Below are 15,662 nucleotides of genomic sequence, written 5' to 3'. Positions count from 1 at the left end.
TTAATATATAAAAAAGACCTTTACCAAACAGATTAGCCTTTGGAATAAAGGTCTAACCTGATTGGTAAAGGTCTCGCTAACAATGTATATTGCCAATAAAGCCGGAGAACATCCTCACGTTCTCGTACTGACGACTTTACTTAACAGCTACTCCCCTTTACGGGATATATGAAATTTTGAAGTTTCAGTAATGATTCTAGGTAGATCATATATTAGTTGAATCCCTATGTCAATGGTTGTGTGAGTGATCGCGGGGCACGATAATTTTACTTTTGCATGTTGTAGGGTTAGGATGTGCATATGAGGTCTATATAATTGATAGGGCATCGAATTTACGTGAAAGAGAGCGTGATCCATGATGAGAAAGCCAAGGTTTATGTTCCTGACCGCTGCGTTACTGCTCATCTTGGCAGCATGTAGCAGTATAGCACCGGCACCCGAAGGGGTCAAAGATAACAACAATGAGGAACACCCGCCGGTTCAGGCAGAAATTCCGTTTCTCGTCTACCGTGCGGTGGATGGAGACAGCGGAACGGCGAAGCTTGGAACCTGGGATCTCTCCCGATCAGAGCTAGCCTACGGAGATGATCTTTATTCCTATAAGGGTGACCATGCTTCACCGCTGTATTGGAGCGGAACCACATTGATTCTGGATCGGCAAATTGCCGTGCCTGTGAGCGGATCTGATCATCGTTATACGCTTCAGTTAACCGATGTGAAGCAGAAGCCAGAGGAGCAGAAGGATGTCTTTAAAGGGTTCGAGGTGACGGGCCCTGAAGATGAAGAGAACCCTGTGTACACGATACAGGACCAAGAAGGCAGTTATAAGCTTACACTGAACGATTTTCAGGGGTTTACGGACAGACGCTTTTATCTGGCTAACGCAGCCGCTACAAAGGATAATAGTGGCTTCAGACTTGTCTTCACGGCAGCGCCCAAAGTCTTTAAGCCGGGCGAGGGCTGGATCGTCGTTGTTGATTACAGCAAGAATTCGTCCGCATTCGCGGTAAAGGAATTTCCTGCTACAGGCCTCCCTTTTGGCGATATGATTGTGAGTCCTGGTAATTCGATCTTGGATGGCGATCATCTGTACGTATGGAGAAGCAGAGATTTCGGATATTTTGATCTGAAGAAGGAGACCTTTGTTACGCAAAGTGCTATTTATAAGGACATTCAGGATTTCCTGCCAGACCGGAAGCCGAACCCGAATGTGGACCCGCAGATCATTCCTGTTGGCCTTGTGGGCAATCTGCTCCTGCTCTATGATCCAACGCTGTACTTTGACGAGAGCACCAGTGGAGCGGTTGTATACGCCTATAATGGTGAGACGCCTGCTGGTAAGCTGCTAATCAAGGGCGGTCAGCTAACCGTTTACGACAGCAATAACAAGCAGGTTGGTGAGCCACAGACTTTTGATTACACCCTCACAGGTGGGGAGCGTTTTTCTTTTCCGAAAGTAACGGGTGATGAATAAGGATACGTGTAAGGAACGGATACGGACAAGGAATAGATACGGAAAAAACAAAAGCATGGAGACTCTCATTCTGCGAGAGTTCCCATGCTTTTCTTATGCCTAGAAGCTTAGCCTTTTACCGCTCCGGCTGTGATTCCTTTGGTCATTTGCTCGGTGAAGAGCAAGTAGATCAGGATCGTCGGGATGGCGATAATCGTCATAACCGCGAACTGTGCGCCGTAGTTGGATGAGTATTCACCAGCGAATTTCATGATGGAGAAAGGTATGGTTTTCAAATCCTCCGAGGTGAGGAAGGTATTCGCCATAATGAATTCATTCCAGGTACTGATGAAATTGAGTACGCAGACCGTAGCCAGTGCAGGCTTTGTAATCGGAAAAATGATTTTGAAAATGACGCCGTAAATGCTGGCCCCGTCGATCACTGCAGACTCTTCAATTGCACGTGGAATGGTCTCCAGGAACCCGGTCATAATCAGCACACTCATCGGGATCACAATAGCTGAGTATGGCAGAATCAGGGTGTACATATTGTTGAGCATGCCCAGCTTGTTGAACAGAATGAAGTTCGGCAACAGGGTGGCGTGAATTGGAATAATCATCCCCATCATGATCAGGGAGAGGACAACTCCGCTCAGCTTCCATTTCATGCGGGTGAACGCATAGCCCATCATCAGGGAGACCAGGGCAGACAGTATCACCGTAATGACTGTAATGATAAGGCTGTTGGCAAAATAGCGCGGGACCCTCCCGTAGGTAAAGGCATTAACGTAATTCTGCCATTGTGGCGGGGAAGGCCATTTCAGGAATGAGCTTCCGAAGAATTCACCGCTCTTTAGCAGGGAGTAGTCTACCAGCCAGATCAGCGGAAAGAGCTGAAACAAGGCAATCAGGATTAGGAAAGCCATCATCAGGATTTTACCGCCGGATACCTTGCGGCGTTCCTCTTTATGCGGCTTCGTGCTTGGCAGCGGAGCTGCCGGCGATAAGGAATTGGTCATATGGGTTCCTCCGGTTAAAGTCTTTTCTTAGCGTTATGGAAATGCCGGCGGTATTCCGGCCCTAGAATTCACCGATATCTTTTTTGAGTACCTTGTTCAGCACAACCGTCAGCACCAGACAGAAGATGATGAACAAGATCGAAATCGCATTCCCGTAACCGTACAGCGACGAGGAGAAGGCGGTTTTGTACAAGTAGTTGCCAAGGAACTGTGTGCTGTTCGCCGGACCGCCATTCGTCATCAGGAATACAGTCTCCATCTGCTTGAGACAAGTCGTTACGGCGATGATGATGGCTACCCGCATCATAGGGGAGAGCAATGGAATGATGATGCGCGTGTAGAGCGTGAAGTTATTCGCTCCGTCGATCTTGGCGGCTTCGCTCAGATCACTTGGAATACCTTGCAAGCCTGAGTAATAGAGAAGTAGCGCATACCCGAAACCTTGCCACATAACGACGATGATAATACACCAGATGGCCGTATTGGGATCACCGAGCCAGTCATGCTTCAGGGCCTCCAGGCCAATGCCGTCCAGCAGCTTGTTGAGCAGACCGTAATTGGGATGGAAAATGCTGCTCCAAAGCTTGGCAGTTACAACAATGGAGATAACTGCAGGAATGAAGAAGATGGTCCGGAATACCTTCTCGTATTTACCTGAATGTGTCAGGAAGATCGCCAGTAGAATGGCGAAGGGATGCTGCAGGAATACAGTCGCTGCCGTCAGCAGCAGTGCGTTGCCCAGCGAGGTCCAGAATACTTTGTCGTGAAACAGGATCTCACGGTAATTGTCCAAGCCGATAAAGTTGTATTTGCCGATTCCGCCCCAGTCTGTCGAGCCGTAATAGGCGCTCATAAAGATAGGAATGCAGATCATAAAGGCAAACAGGAACAGACCGGGCGCGATCAGCAGGGCAATTGCTTTTTTGTCGCTTAATACTCTGTGCATGGAATCTCCGTCCTTTTAAAAGGGTAATCTATCTACTTCCATCGTACCGGGAAGCCACCCGGCGGAACATGCCGTAAATTTCAGATCGTTGTATGTATTTTTTAAAAAGAAAACCCCCGGCTCTGGAATAAGCCGGGGGTTTTAAGGATAAGGGGATGTGCAAGCCTATGACTTACTTGCCGGCGAATTTATCCGAAGCGGCATCCAGCGCTTTGGCGAAATCTTCGGCAGACATTTTATCGGACAGCAAGCTTTGGTGAGCCTCCATAACCTTCTGCTTGAACTCATCGTCACCGATATCCTGCAGCGGCGTGCCGCTGGAAGATGTCATAGTGCTGAAGACGTCGATAAGTTCTTTTTGGAGATTGGTTTCAGAGCCAGTCAGGAATTGGTCAAACTGCTGCGCAGGTGTACCCGCGCCGGCTTGCCAGAGCAATTTGGACCAGTTCTCTGGAGTGAAGAAGTATTTCAGGAAATCTACTGCAGCCTCTGGATGCTTGGAGTTCTTGCTGACAGCATAACCGCCGCCGTACCATGCAGCGACATCTGTAGTCTTGCCTTTGTCAGAAGCAGGGAAGGCGAATGCGCCGACATTGTTGCGGAAGTCTTCCGAGAAGTTCTCGTCAGTAGCTAGACCGGATTCCCAGGCACCCATAAAGAACATCGCAGCCTGACCTTGACCGAACAGGTTGCGCGCTGCGCCGTAGTCAGCTGTTAGCCAGCCGTCAGCGAAGGCTTTGGCATCCGCGAATGCCTTCATGTCTTTGGCAGCAGTAACGAGATCAGCGTCAGTGAAGGAGATTTTGCGGGCAACCGCTTCATCCATTTTGTTGAAATCACCGTTCACACGCTGAGCGGCAAATTCATACCAGATTGGCAGAGTCCAGGCATCCATACCGTTCATAGCAATCGGGTTGATCTTCTTGTCGCGAAGCTTTTTAACAACATCCATCAGCTCGGCAGTAGTCTTAGGTACTTCAATGCCATTGTCGGCGAAGATTTTTTTGTTATAGTACATGACCATATAGTCGGCTCCACGTGGCAAACCGTACAGCTTGTCGTCTTTGCTGAATCCGTCCATGGAACCGGCTACAAACTGATCGCCTTCAAAGTCAGACTTGTTCAGTTCAAGCAGCAGATCGTTATCCAGCAGCGGGCTCAGGAAAGACGGTTGACCCCAGGCCTGGATGATGTCCGGCAGCTGGTTACTGGAAGCATAGACTTTGATTTTGGATTTGTAGGGCTCATCTTGAAGCGCTTCCACTTCTATTTTTACGTTGGGATGCTCTTTCATGTATGCATCGATAATATCCTGTTCCACTTTGCCGGAGCCGTTGGCGCGATCCGCGAGTGCGGTGAAGAACTTTAGTGTAACTTTCTCTTCGGGAGCATTTCCGCCTGAGTTAGTGGCAGCAGTATCCGTGGACTTCGGTGCATCTGTAGGCGCATTCGCAGCTGGTGCATTATTGCCGCCGCCGCAGCCTGCCAGTCCGACTGACACCATCAGACTTGCCAGCACAAGCTTTATTCCTTTTCCGTTCATCATAAACCCACCTTTTTTTGGAGATGTCATATTTTCGTTGCATTCTCATCTTAAAAGGTTCTAGCCCGCTTAAACATGGTCCAAAATTAAGAAATATGTACTCATTTTTCAGTTCTTGTAAAAAGCGTGACCGGCCATTTCGGTTTTACGCTATAATTGTTTTACCAATAAACTCCTATTTATAAAAGAAGGTGGTTCCCATGGTCCATAAATTCCGCCTTGTGAGCCGTTACCGCCATCTTCCGCTCCAGTTCAAGCTGCTTCTGTGGTTTGTGCCCTTGCTCCTCGTAACGATATTCGCGATGGGCTGGAATTCCTACAGAATATCCTCCCAGCAGGTCGTGGAGAAGATGAGGCAATCCCAGGACCATTTGACCAAGAAGACGACAGAGCAGATCGACGAGATGGTGAAAGGTATGGTTTCCTTTTCCAACACAATGTTTCTGGATGAAGGCGTGCAGCGGCTTCTGAATGCGTCAACGGAGGCGCAGCATGACCGCAATTCTGTCTTCAAGACAGTAACGAACCTGATGATTGCCAGCAATTCCATTCAGTCTTTGATCTTGTACACGCTACAGGACCAGAACCAGGCGGCGGAGCCCTTTGCAACGAATCAGGCTGGATTGACGACCGCTATGAAGTTCTCTGATTTCGTACATACCTCATATTATGCTGAGGCGGTTGCCGCAGCGGGTAGTCCGACCTTTGGTTTGACTAGACCTTCCGACGGGATCTTCGTCGGGGATCATTATCATAAGATTGTCCTATCTCGAATCATCAAGAATGTATATACCCTGCAACCGGCAGGCTTAGCCGTGATCGGGGTGGATGCAGGGAGGATTGGCAGCCAATATCTCGATAATTCCAAGGATGATGTGGATATGTTCGTCATCGACCGGCAGGGTATGGTCATTACGGCCTCGAACCGGAGCTGGATCGGTAAGCAGGATATTGAACTTCCGTATTTAGCGGACAGCAATCCTGCTTTGACGGTGAAGGAAAGGCTGGATCAAGCTGTCGGTCATGACCAATGGATTGTGTCGCATCTTCAGTCCGAGCTGACCGGCTGGTATGTTGTCGTTGTTCACTCCAAGCGGCAGCTTGTGAAGGAACTGGGACAGATCTCCCAGGTGACGTTCACCATTGCCTGCCTGTGCCTGATCATGAGTTTGATGGTGACCTGGTTTGCGGCAGCGGCCATTACAAAGCCCCTTAAGAAGCTGTCACGCTCGATGCGGAGATTGCAGACCGGGGATTTCTCGCAGCGCGTATTTTTCGAAGGTAACGACGAGATTGGACTGCTGGGCCATGGCTATAATCTCATGGTACAGCGCATCAAATCATTGATCAACGATGTTTATGCCTCCACGCTCAAGCAGCGCGAAGCAGAATTGAAAACGCTTCAAGCACAGATTCGCCCGCATTTTCTCTACAACACTTTGAATACAATTTGTTGGGAGGCCGAGAAGAAGGGCGACAAGGAGATTGCTGACATGGTCTACTCTCTCTCCCAAGTCTTCCGGCTTAGCCTGAATGACGGCCGGGATACGTTTACGCTGGAGCAGGAGATGGAGCTTGTCACCAATTATTTGTTTCTGCAGAAGAACCGTTTTCGTGACCGCTTCCAATTCGAGATCTTCCTGGACGACAGCCTGAAAGATTTCATCGTGCCTAAGCTGCTGCTGCAGCCGCTGGCCGAGAACGCTGTCATTCATGGCATTGAGCCGTTGTCTGGCAGTGGGCTCATTGCTATCCGCGCGTACCGCAACGAGCGGATGATTGTGTTGGAGGTGCAGGACAACGGAGTAGGCATTACGCCGGAAGGACTGAAGGAACTGCGCCAGCGTCTGGAGCTGCGCAAGCCGCTAGTGGAGCCTGAGAACGGGAGCCGTACCGGGTTTGCCCTTGCCAATGTACAAGAACGGCTGGAGCTATTCTTTACAGGAACCCAGTTGGAAATTGAGAGCATTGAAGGAATGGGAACCCGCATTATTATTCAGATCGCTGTGGAGGGGCCATGATGATGAAGCTGAGGCTGCTGATTGCCGAAGATGAAGATACCATTCGTGAAGGTATTGTAAACATGATTGACTGGAGGTCACATCAAATTGAAGTGGTTGGCGAAGCGGGTAACGGCACCGAGGCCCTGGCGCTAATGGAGAATCATCCACCGGATCTCCTGCTGACGGATATTCGGATGCCGCAGATGAACGGGCTGGAATTGATTGAAGCTGCTCAGCGTAAGGGCTACGGCTTTCGCTCGATTATTCTATCCGGCTACAATGAATTCTCCTATGCCAAGCAAGCAATCTCTCTGGGCGTTGTGGATTATGTGCTGAAGCCCTGCCGCCCCGAAGAGATTCTGAAGACAGTGCTGAAAGCCAAGAATGCTATCGAAGCCCAACGTAGTCAGGAGAATGTGCTGTTCGAGAAGGAGCGTTCCTGGCATAAGAATGCTCCATTGGTCAAAAGCCAGGTGCTGTCACAGTGGATTCATCATCCCCCTGTTCCGCTGGAACGCCGCGAGGAATTGATTGAAGAACTGTCCATGGCAATTGCGCCCGAAGGACCTCAGATCGGTCTCATCAGTTTTGACATCGAGCCGCTTTCCGCGAGAAGTAAAGGGCAGGATTTTGTCTTGCTGCGATATGCAGCGCTCAATATTATCAGAGAGACGCTGGGGCCAATCTATAAAGGCCGTATCGAGACCTTTCATGACGGCAATCACCTGCTGTGGATCGGTAGTGGCCTTGCGGCAGGTGATCAGCGGAAGGTTTATCGGGCGCCTGCGAATCTGAAGGATGACATTGGAAAGCTGCAGGACAATCTGGAGAAATATCTCAAGCTGTCGATCAGTATTGCTGTCGGCTCCTGTCGCACACATCTTTCAGAAGCGCATCTGTCCTACATGGAAGCGAACCAGGCGATGGAATTGCGTTTTCTGAACGGCAAGGGCGGGGTCTATTTTTACTCCGAAGGAACCGCGGGACAATCCGGTCCTTCTGCCGAATTGGTCAGTATTTTGGATGATGAAGGGCTTAACGCTCTGGAGGATGAGATGTTGTCTGCCGTAACGGCGGGCAGCTATGAAGTCGCTCTGGACTTGCTGGAGCGATGGCTGGAGCGCTTTCGTAGCAATCCGGGCAGTCTTAAGCAGGAAGTCAATATCCGGGCGACGGCGCTGGTGGTACGTCTGAAGCGGCTGACCCAAGAGAAGCAGGTAGCCGGATTTGAATGGAAGCAGCATCTGGTGAACTGGATGGAACAGGCCCCGCAGGTGGAGACGCTGGAAGAGCTGTCGGCGATCCTGAACATGGTGATGCAAAGTGTCGTCGAGGCGTTTTCCAACCATCGTCCGCTGCACCGCACCGTGGTAACGGCGCTGGAGATTATCAGGCAGAAATACAACACGAACCTGACGCTGGAGTATGTAGCCAAGGAAGCTTACGTGTCCAACACTTATTTAAGCTCGTTGTTCAGGCAGGAGCTGGGAGTGAATTTTCTGGATTATTTGCACCAATACCGGGTGGAGGAAGCGAAAAAGCTGCTCCGTCAGAACCTGAAGATGTATGCAGTGGCGAAGCTGGTCGGATACGGAGAGGAACGCCATTTCAGCGCCACATTCAAGAAGTGGACGGGGCTGACGCCTTCACAGTATCAGAAAGGTCTGGAGAAATAGTCTGAGGAGCGGTGTTTTCGCCGAAAATAGGATCGGGGGGATGTGCTAGATCGTAAGGGGACAATACATTTCAGAGCAGAACAGGAGAAAGGAGTCTATTATTAGGAAGTTATCAAAAAAACTACGTTATTTCGAAAATGACTCTGGCCTCTAAATATTGCTCTTCCTGTAGCCTAAGAACAAAATGAACCCTCGGTTCTGGGCTATCTGGAGTAACCTTCCGTAGCCGATCATTTATGAGTTCAGTGACTAGAGATCCTTTAACCTGTTCAATTTATAACAACCGCTCGCCTCTGCAATCACCGTAATATTCACTACCCGTGCCCTCCCTCATTCGAGGTTAAGAGGGGTTTGGATAGCGGGAAAATATACCGTTATTCGTTCGTTTTTGCTTCATTTTCCATTAATAACTGGAATTTCTCCCGTTAAATACCTCTACTTATTCGTAATGGCCTAAATATGAGGGGATTAGCGGGAGTTTTTCCAGTTATTTTTAGAAATAAGGAGATTTAATTAAAATAACAGGAGCTATTCCCGTTATTCCCATGCCCTGTAGATTAAGGTGGGCTTTTCGCATTTGTCACCCAGTGATTGAAACCCTTGAGATCCAAGGGTCATTTTGTACTTAAGGCTACAAGAAGGCTGTTATCTAGACGTTGGGGTCATTTTCAAAATGACAATCGGCTACGGATGTACTACCCCCCGCCCCTCGCAACCTGTTCCCACATTCAGTCCCCCTCATCCTCCCCCAGCTTGTATATCAAGGATTCACCCATCATGACGCTGGGTTTGTAAGTTCACACTACATAGGTATCGCTCCTGCTCTGTTGTGGCACTTAAACGAAGTATGGGCAACTCCGCAGCTATCCGCTTGGCTCACGTTGGTCCTCGGCATCGGCCTGCATGCTGCTTGATTACACGGTCCTCGGCATCGGCCTGCGTGCTGCTTGATTACACGGTCCTCGGCATCGGCCTGCTGCCAGCTTAATTACACGGGAAGCTTCGGAAGAATTATAGCAAGATGTTATCTCCTTCTGCCGCAGTGGTTAAAATATATTTACGTGTCCGCACAGCCCGGCCTTTGTTCCTGCTTGCTGCACTCATACGGACGCTGCACAGAAGGAGGATCTCATCATGAACCCCAAATGGTGGAAAGAAAGTGTGGTATACCAGATTTATCCGATCAGCTTCAAGGACAGCAATGGCGATGGCATTGGGGATTTACGCGGCGTTATCTCGAAGCTGGATTATCTGCAGGAGCTGGGTGTGGATATGATCTGGATCTGTCCGATTTATAAATCGCCGAACCATGATAATGGTTATGATATCAGTGATTATTGCGACATTATGAAGGAATTCGGTACGATGGATGATTTTGACACGATGCTGCGTGAAATCCATGCCCGAGGCATGAAGCTGATGATGGATCTTGTGCTGAATCATACTTCCCATGAGCATCCTTGGTTCATAGAATCCAGAGCCTCGAAGGATAATCCCAAGCGGGACTATTATATATGGAGAAAAGGGAAGAATGGCGGTCCGCCGAACAATTGGGAGTCCTACTTCAGCGGTTCGGTATGGGAGCTTGATCCCCAGACGGATGAATATTATCTTCATCTGTACTCCAAGTACCAGCCGGACTTGAACTGGGAGAATCCAGTGGTGATCGACAAGCTGCATGAAATGGTGCAGTGGTGGCTGAAGAAGGGGGTTGATGGCTTCCGTTTCGATGCGATTGCGCATATTGCTAAGACCCACGGTTACCCGGATGCCCTGAATCCTGCAGGGACGCCGACCGTAAGGGCATATGAGATGTTCTCCAACCTGGAAAATGTGCACACCCTGCTGCAGAACCTGCATGACCAGGTGCTGTATTACTACGACATCATGACGGTGGGAGAGACCTCTGGCCTGGGGCCGGAGCAGGCGCTGGATTATGTAGGGGACGGACGGCGGGAGCTGAATATGACTTTCCAGTTCGAGCATATGTTCATCGATGCGGCTTCCCCGGGCAGTGGAAAATGGGATGTCGTGCCGTGGAGCCTGCTGGATCTCAAGCGAATTATCACGAACTGGCAGACGGTTCTGCATGACCAGGGCTGGAATGCGAATTATCTCTGCAATCATGATCAGCCGCGCTCAGTGTCACGGTTCGGGAATGATCTCTATTATCGTGTCCCGTCGGCTAAAATGCTGGCGACCTTCATCCACATGCTGGAGGGCACGCCTTATATCTATCAGGGCGAGGAGATCGGGATGACGAATGTCGCCTTTGAATCCATCGATAATTACCGGGATGTAGAGACACTGAATTATTATGAAGAGAGACGTCGTGCGGGGGTACCTGAAGAGAAGATCATGGCTGCGATTCATGCTAAAAGCCGTGATAACGCCCGCACACCCATGCAGTGGGATGACAGTCACGAAGGTGGCTTCACGACCGGTGTTCCGTGGCTTAAGGTGAACTCCAATGCGCTGGAGATCAACGCCATGAACGCAATCAAGGACCCTGACTCTATCTATCACTACTATAGGCATTTGATTGCGCTAAGAAAGCAGCATAAGGTAATCGTCTATGGTAAATATGATTTGCTGCTACCGGGTGATAACGAAATCTATGTCTACACCCGGACCCTTGAGGATCAGCAGTTGCTGGTTATCCTGAACTTTTTTGACCGGGAGCCTGTATGTCAGCTACCACCCGGGGTCGTATCGGAGAAGAGTCAACTGCTGATATCCAACTATCCTCTGGAAAAAGGGGAGGACTTGGCTCATCTAAAGCTTCGCCCATATGAAGCCAGGGTCTACTTGCAGCGTCTGAAAGACGGCGCCGCGAACGGAGCTTAAGAACAATGTATGACCAGGACGCATTCAATACTGAAGACAGGCGGGGAGTTGCTCCCGGCCTGTTGTTTTTTACCACGGCTGCGACTTTGCTTTAAATGGAAAAGGCGTTACAATAAACGGTAATATACATAAGGCATGAATGGGAAGCAGTTTGGAGAGGAGAGACATAATGGCTGAGTGGTATGAGAAGAGCTTCGGTGAGGATTATCTGATCGTCTATAGGCACCGTGACTTCGGAGGCGCACGGCGAGAGGTGGAGCAGATGATCAATTGGCTGGATCTGCCGGCGGGTTCGAACGTACTGGATCTGTGCTGCGGGATGGGCCGTCATTCGCTGGCCTTGGCGGAAGCCGGTTTCAATGTCACTGGTGTGGACCTATCAGAAGCGCTGCTGCGTGAGGCACGGTCACAAGAAGGAGCGGAGCAGGTAACCTGGATTCGCTCGGATATGCGGGAGCTTCCCCTGGAAGGCGGCTTTGATGCGGTGGTGAACCTGTTCACTTCGTTCGGCTACTTCGAAGAGGATGGGGAGCAGGTAAAGGTGCTTCGGGAGATCTACCGTATGCTGAAGCCCGGCGGCAGATTCATTATTGATTTTCTGAACCCTGCTTATGTTATCCATCATCTGGTTCCCCATTCTACACGTGAAGACGGCTTGAATCATATTGAAGAGCATAGAGTGATTGAGGACGGCTATGTGAAAAAAGATATTATTCTGACGGCAGGGACAGACGGGGAGCCCCGTCGTTATCATGAACGGGTAAAGCTGTATTCACTGGAGAAATTTCGTGAGATGCTGGAGCAGGCGGGGCTGCGGATTCAGTCTGTTCATGGGAGCTATGACGAAGCTGACTATGATGCGGAGACTTCCAAGCGGATGATTTTCCGGGGCGTACGGCCGTAGATGGTATCGGGCAAAAGAATTTCCGAAGACGAAGGCTTCCCGCGGAAAGCCGACATCACTTCTTGGGACAATGGCGCGATTCTGCAGATATCGGTACCGATGGACCCGCCACTGCGCCGGGTGAACAGCTATCTGTTGCCGGGGGCGGACGGAACGGTCACGGTGATAGACCCTGGTCCGCATAAAGAGGAAAGTGTGCTGGCTTGGCAGGGTGTAATGAAGGAGCTGGACTTGCGATGGGAACAGGTGCGGGATATCGTTGTTACGCATCATCACCCCGACCATTATGGCTTGGCCGGATGGATGCAGGAACGCAGCGGCGGCAAGGTGTGGATGACGGAGCGTGCCCATGCCGAGGCGTCACTAATGTGGGGCGAGAAGTCCATAATGAATGAGGCATTGCCTCTGTTCTTTGCCAGACATGGCATGCCTGAGGCCCTGACGGCGGAAATCCGGGTTCACCTGGAGAGCTTCACGCCGCAGGTCACCCCGCAGCCGGAGATTACCGCCCTTGATCACGCGGCGCCCTTTACGATGGGCGGCCGGGTGTGGCAGCCGGTGGTGACAGGAGGACATGCCCCGGGGCATGTCTCCTTCTACCACGCCGGCAGCGGGGCTATGATCTGCGGCGATGCCGTGCTGCCGCAGATTTCCCCTAACATCGGCCTGCATCCTGGCGGCGATGATAGGCCGCTGCTCACGTTCCTGCAGGGACTAGAGCAGCTTGGGAGTTACCCGGTAAGCTTCGCGTATCCGGGTCACCGGGAGCCGTTCAGTGGCTTTACGGAGCGGACCCAGAGTCTGCTCCGTCACCACGAGGAACGGCTGGACACCGCCGAGGCGCTGCTGCAAGGCGGCCCGCTCAGCGGCTTCGCAATCTGCGAAGCCTTGTTCCGGGGCCGGGTGACAACGGCGCATCAGATGCGCTTCGCCATGAGCGAAGCGCTGGCCCACCTCGCCGAGCTGGTGCGGCGGGGCCGAATTGTGGAGTCCGGTACGGAGGACGCCATTTTGTTTGCACTAGCGAAGTCGGGATGACGCAATCCCGCGATAAGCTGCTTTTATCATTATCAAGCATAGTACAAGATTACGCTTATTGAATGATTCCACGGGGGAACCGGTGATTGTGCGATTCCTGTATCATAATAAAGCCTCCATACCACTTTACGAGTGGGAATGGAGGCTTCTTTTAGTCCTATAGAGCATGTCCGGGGACTTTTTGGTTCATCCAAGAGAGAATTTGCGCGAACACTGGTGCGGCTAATCTACATCATTTCAGGCTTAAGAATTATTCTGGCTGTTCCCCATCCTGAGGTACCGTCTTATTGGCGGCAGGTTCGCTGTCCTCCGGAGTATGTGCCAGCCCATAATCTTTTTCCCGCTCGGCCTGCTTGCGGTGGGCAATCCGGCTGCTTGCCGCTGCGGCCACAGCACCTACAATATCATCGAGATAGGTATGAACCTGTCCTGTGCTCTTATCATTCAAGCGCTCCAGTACCCCTGGCTTCAGCTTATCTACATAACCGTAGTTGGTGAAGCCGATACTGCCGTACACATTGACGATGGAGAAGGCGAGAATCTCGTCCACCCCGTATAAACCCTCATCATTTTCAATCATATCCTGAAGCGGCGGGAACAGCTTGCCCTCTTCGGCCAGAATATCCAGCTGGATGCCGGTCAGCACCGCGTTCTGTACTTCCCGCTTGCTGAGCACCATCTCGACGTTGTGAACACACTCGTCCATCGTTAGGCCCGGATAATATTTTTGCTGCAGCAGCATTACCAGCTCTGCAATTTCCAGCAGTGTTACTCCACGTTTGTGCAGCCAGGCATAGGTTGCGTCTGCGACCGCCTTGCTGTTCAGACTGTAAGGCATTTTTGCATCAGCCATGCTCAGTCACCCCGTTAATGAGTCGTTGGTTATCAGCGGTGGTTCAGGTCGATATAATCTTTCCGCTGTACTTGGAATTTTACTTTTATGGGACAGATTTGTCCAGAAAGGCGAAATTAGGATAAGCTCTTGTTATTTTTTGGACAGAGGGCTCGTATACATAGCAGTATTAAATGCTTATCCAACCTTGAAAGGGGCAATTCATTATGAATCGAAAGCAATATATCCGCGGCTTGTCCGCAGCCTGCCTGCTGGCCGTTCCGCTCACGCTCTCCGGCTGCAACTGGTTTGGTTCGGAATCTGCCGCAGTTGATCCGCCGCCAAGTGAGGTCGAAGCGCAGATGCTTCAGATCAGCGGGGATTCTACACTGGATTCTGGTGTGATGGGGCGAGTGACGGAAGAAGATACAGGTAACGTGGCAAGCAAGGATAAGAAGGCATCGACGGCCAAAGCCGATGGTCCGCGCACCACGGTATATCTGGAAGATGAACACGGCCTTCTGGCGCCGATCTCGCTCGCGCTGCCCAAGGGTGATAAGAGTGCTATGCTGAAGAACTCACTGACCGCATTGGTAAGCCAAGGCCCACTGGCAGCTTCGCTTCCAAGCGGATTTCAAGGCGTACTGCCTGCCGGAACAGCTGTGAAAGATGTTACCGTCGATGCTGCAACGGGACTTGCCGTAGTTGAGTTCAATGATTCCTTCGGTTCCTATGAAGCCAAGGATGAGCGCAAGCTGCTGGAGGCGGTCACCTGGACGCTGACCGGACAGGACAATATTAAAGGCGTTCAGTTATGGGTAGACGGCAAAAAACTGACCGAAATGCCGCTCAAGGGTACACCGCTGGATCGCCCCCTCTCCCGCACTATGGGCATTAACCTGCCGAAACACAGCACGAACGTTATGAATTCCAGTGCGGTTACGGTTTATTTTTCCGCAGAATCGCCTGATGGTACTCAATATTATGTTCCGGTCACCCGTTTTGTAGACCCTTCGCAAGAGCCGCTCAAGGCAGCGCTGAATGAATTGATTACAGGTCCGGAATCAGATAACGGTCTGCAGATGGTGATGACGGAGGGGACGAAGCTGGATTCTGTGGATGCGGGGCAGAACGGTGTGGTGACTGTATCGCTGAGTGACGATATGTTCGCTGATGCCAAGGACGTACCGGCGGAAATGCTGGAATCTGTCGTACTTACGGTCGCTCAGAATGCAGAGGATTCCCTTGTACAGATTGTGATGAACGGAAAGACTGCGGTGACTGGAACGGATCATGTGGATTACGGTAAGCCGGTTTCGGCCCCGGAATATGTGAACGACTTGCCGCTCTAATCACTGATTGTGGCGGTCAAAAAGATGCTTTTGTGCCTGCTCTTTGGTA

The 15,662-nt window shown here is 50.8% G+C and carries 11 protein-coding genes; 7 read left to right on the top strand and 4 right to left on the bottom strand.

Annotated features, from left to right (window positions below):
• Nucleotides 1-355: 355 nt before the first annotated feature.
• On the top strand, nucleotides 356-1,474 hold the full coding sequence (locus ACFRAM_RS25130) for a hypothetical protein (RefSeq protein WP_379469259.1): 1,119 nt from the start codon (nucleotides 356-358) through the stop codon (nucleotides 1,472-1,474).
• Nucleotides 1,475-1,581: 107 nt separating this feature from the next.
• On the opposite strand, the gene ACFRAM_RS25125 is transcribed toward ACFRAM_RS25130, so the two are convergent.
• From ACFRAM_RS25125 to ACFRAM_RS25115, 3 genes are all read right to left on the bottom strand, one after another.
• Complete coding sequence (locus ACFRAM_RS25125) at nucleotides 1,582-2,472, bottom strand: carbohydrate ABC transporter permease (protein ID WP_379469257.1); 891 nt, start codon at nucleotides 2,470-2,472, stop codon at nucleotides 1,582-1,584.
• A 61-nt stretch (nucleotides 2,473-2,533) separates the two neighbouring features.
• Nucleotides 2,534-3,418, bottom strand: coding sequence for a carbohydrate ABC transporter permease (locus tag ACFRAM_RS25120; protein WP_175370957.1), 885 nt, complete (start codon nucleotides 3,416-3,418; stop codon nucleotides 2,534-2,536).
• Nucleotides 3,419-3,590: 172 nt separating this feature from the next.
• Nucleotides 3,591-4,964, bottom strand: a complete 1,374-nt coding sequence (locus ACFRAM_RS25115; protein ID WP_379469255.1) for an ABC transporter substrate-binding protein — start codon at nucleotides 4,962-4,964, stop codon at nucleotides 3,591-3,593.
• 197 nt (nucleotides 4,965-5,161) lie between these two features.
• On the opposite strand from ACFRAM_RS25115, the gene ACFRAM_RS25110 reads away from it, so the two are divergent.
• The 5 genes from ACFRAM_RS25110 (at nucleotide 5,162) to ACFRAM_RS25090 (ending at nucleotide 13,429) form a co-directional block, all read left to right on the top strand.
• Nucleotides 5,162-6,982: a cache domain-containing sensor histidine kinase gene (locus ACFRAM_RS25110; RefSeq protein WP_379469253.1), complete on the top strand. Its 1,821-nt coding sequence runs from the start codon at nucleotides 5,162-5,164 to the stop codon at nucleotides 6,980-6,982.
• Nucleotides 6,979-8,640: a response regulator gene (locus ACFRAM_RS25105; RefSeq protein ID WP_379469251.1), complete on the top strand. Its 1,662-nt coding sequence runs from the start codon at nucleotides 6,979-6,981 to the stop codon at nucleotides 8,638-8,640. The genes ACFRAM_RS25110 and ACFRAM_RS25105 overlap by 4 nt, the downstream gene beginning before the upstream one ends.
• Nucleotides 8,641-9,774: 1,134 nt before the next feature.
• Entirely contained in the window at nucleotides 9,775-11,487 is a 1,713-nt protein-coding gene (locus ACFRAM_RS25100; RefSeq protein ID WP_379469249.1) for a glycoside hydrolase family 13 protein, read from the top strand.
• Between the two features lie 169 nt (nucleotides 11,488-11,656).
• Complete coding sequence (locus ACFRAM_RS25095; RefSeq protein ID WP_379469247.1) at nucleotides 11,657-12,391, top strand: class I SAM-dependent methyltransferase; 735 nt, start codon at nucleotides 11,657-11,659, stop codon at nucleotides 12,389-12,391.
• Nucleotides 12,392-13,429, top strand: coding sequence for an MBL fold metallo-hydrolase (locus ACFRAM_RS25090; RefSeq protein ID WP_379469246.1), 1,038 nt, complete (start codon nucleotides 12,392-12,394; stop codon nucleotides 13,427-13,429).
• Between the two features lie 250 nt (nucleotides 13,430-13,679).
• On the opposite strand, the gene ACFRAM_RS25085 is transcribed toward ACFRAM_RS25090, so the two are convergent.
• Entirely contained in the window at nucleotides 13,680-14,282 is a 603-nt protein-coding gene (locus ACFRAM_RS25085; RefSeq protein WP_379469244.1) for a phosphatidylglycerophosphatase A family protein, read from the bottom strand.
• Nucleotides 14,283-14,488: 206 nt separating this feature from the next.
• On the opposite strand from ACFRAM_RS25085, the gene ACFRAM_RS25080 reads away from it, so the two are divergent.
• A complete protein-coding gene (locus tag ACFRAM_RS25080) occupies nucleotides 14,489-15,613 on the top strand; it encodes a GerMN domain-containing protein (protein WP_379469242.1) in 1,125 nt (374 codons plus the stop codon).
• Nucleotides 15,614-15,662 lie beyond the last annotated feature (49 nt).

The organism is Paenibacillus sp. NPDC056722 (genome assembly GCF_042790635.1).
GTDB classification, from domain to species: Bacteria; Bacillota; Bacilli; order Paenibacillales; family Paenibacillaceae; genus Paenibacillus_AQ; species Paenibacillus_AQ agri.
Note: the sequence above shows the minus strand (reverse complement) of the source record. Positions and strands in the feature narration are given on the sequence as shown.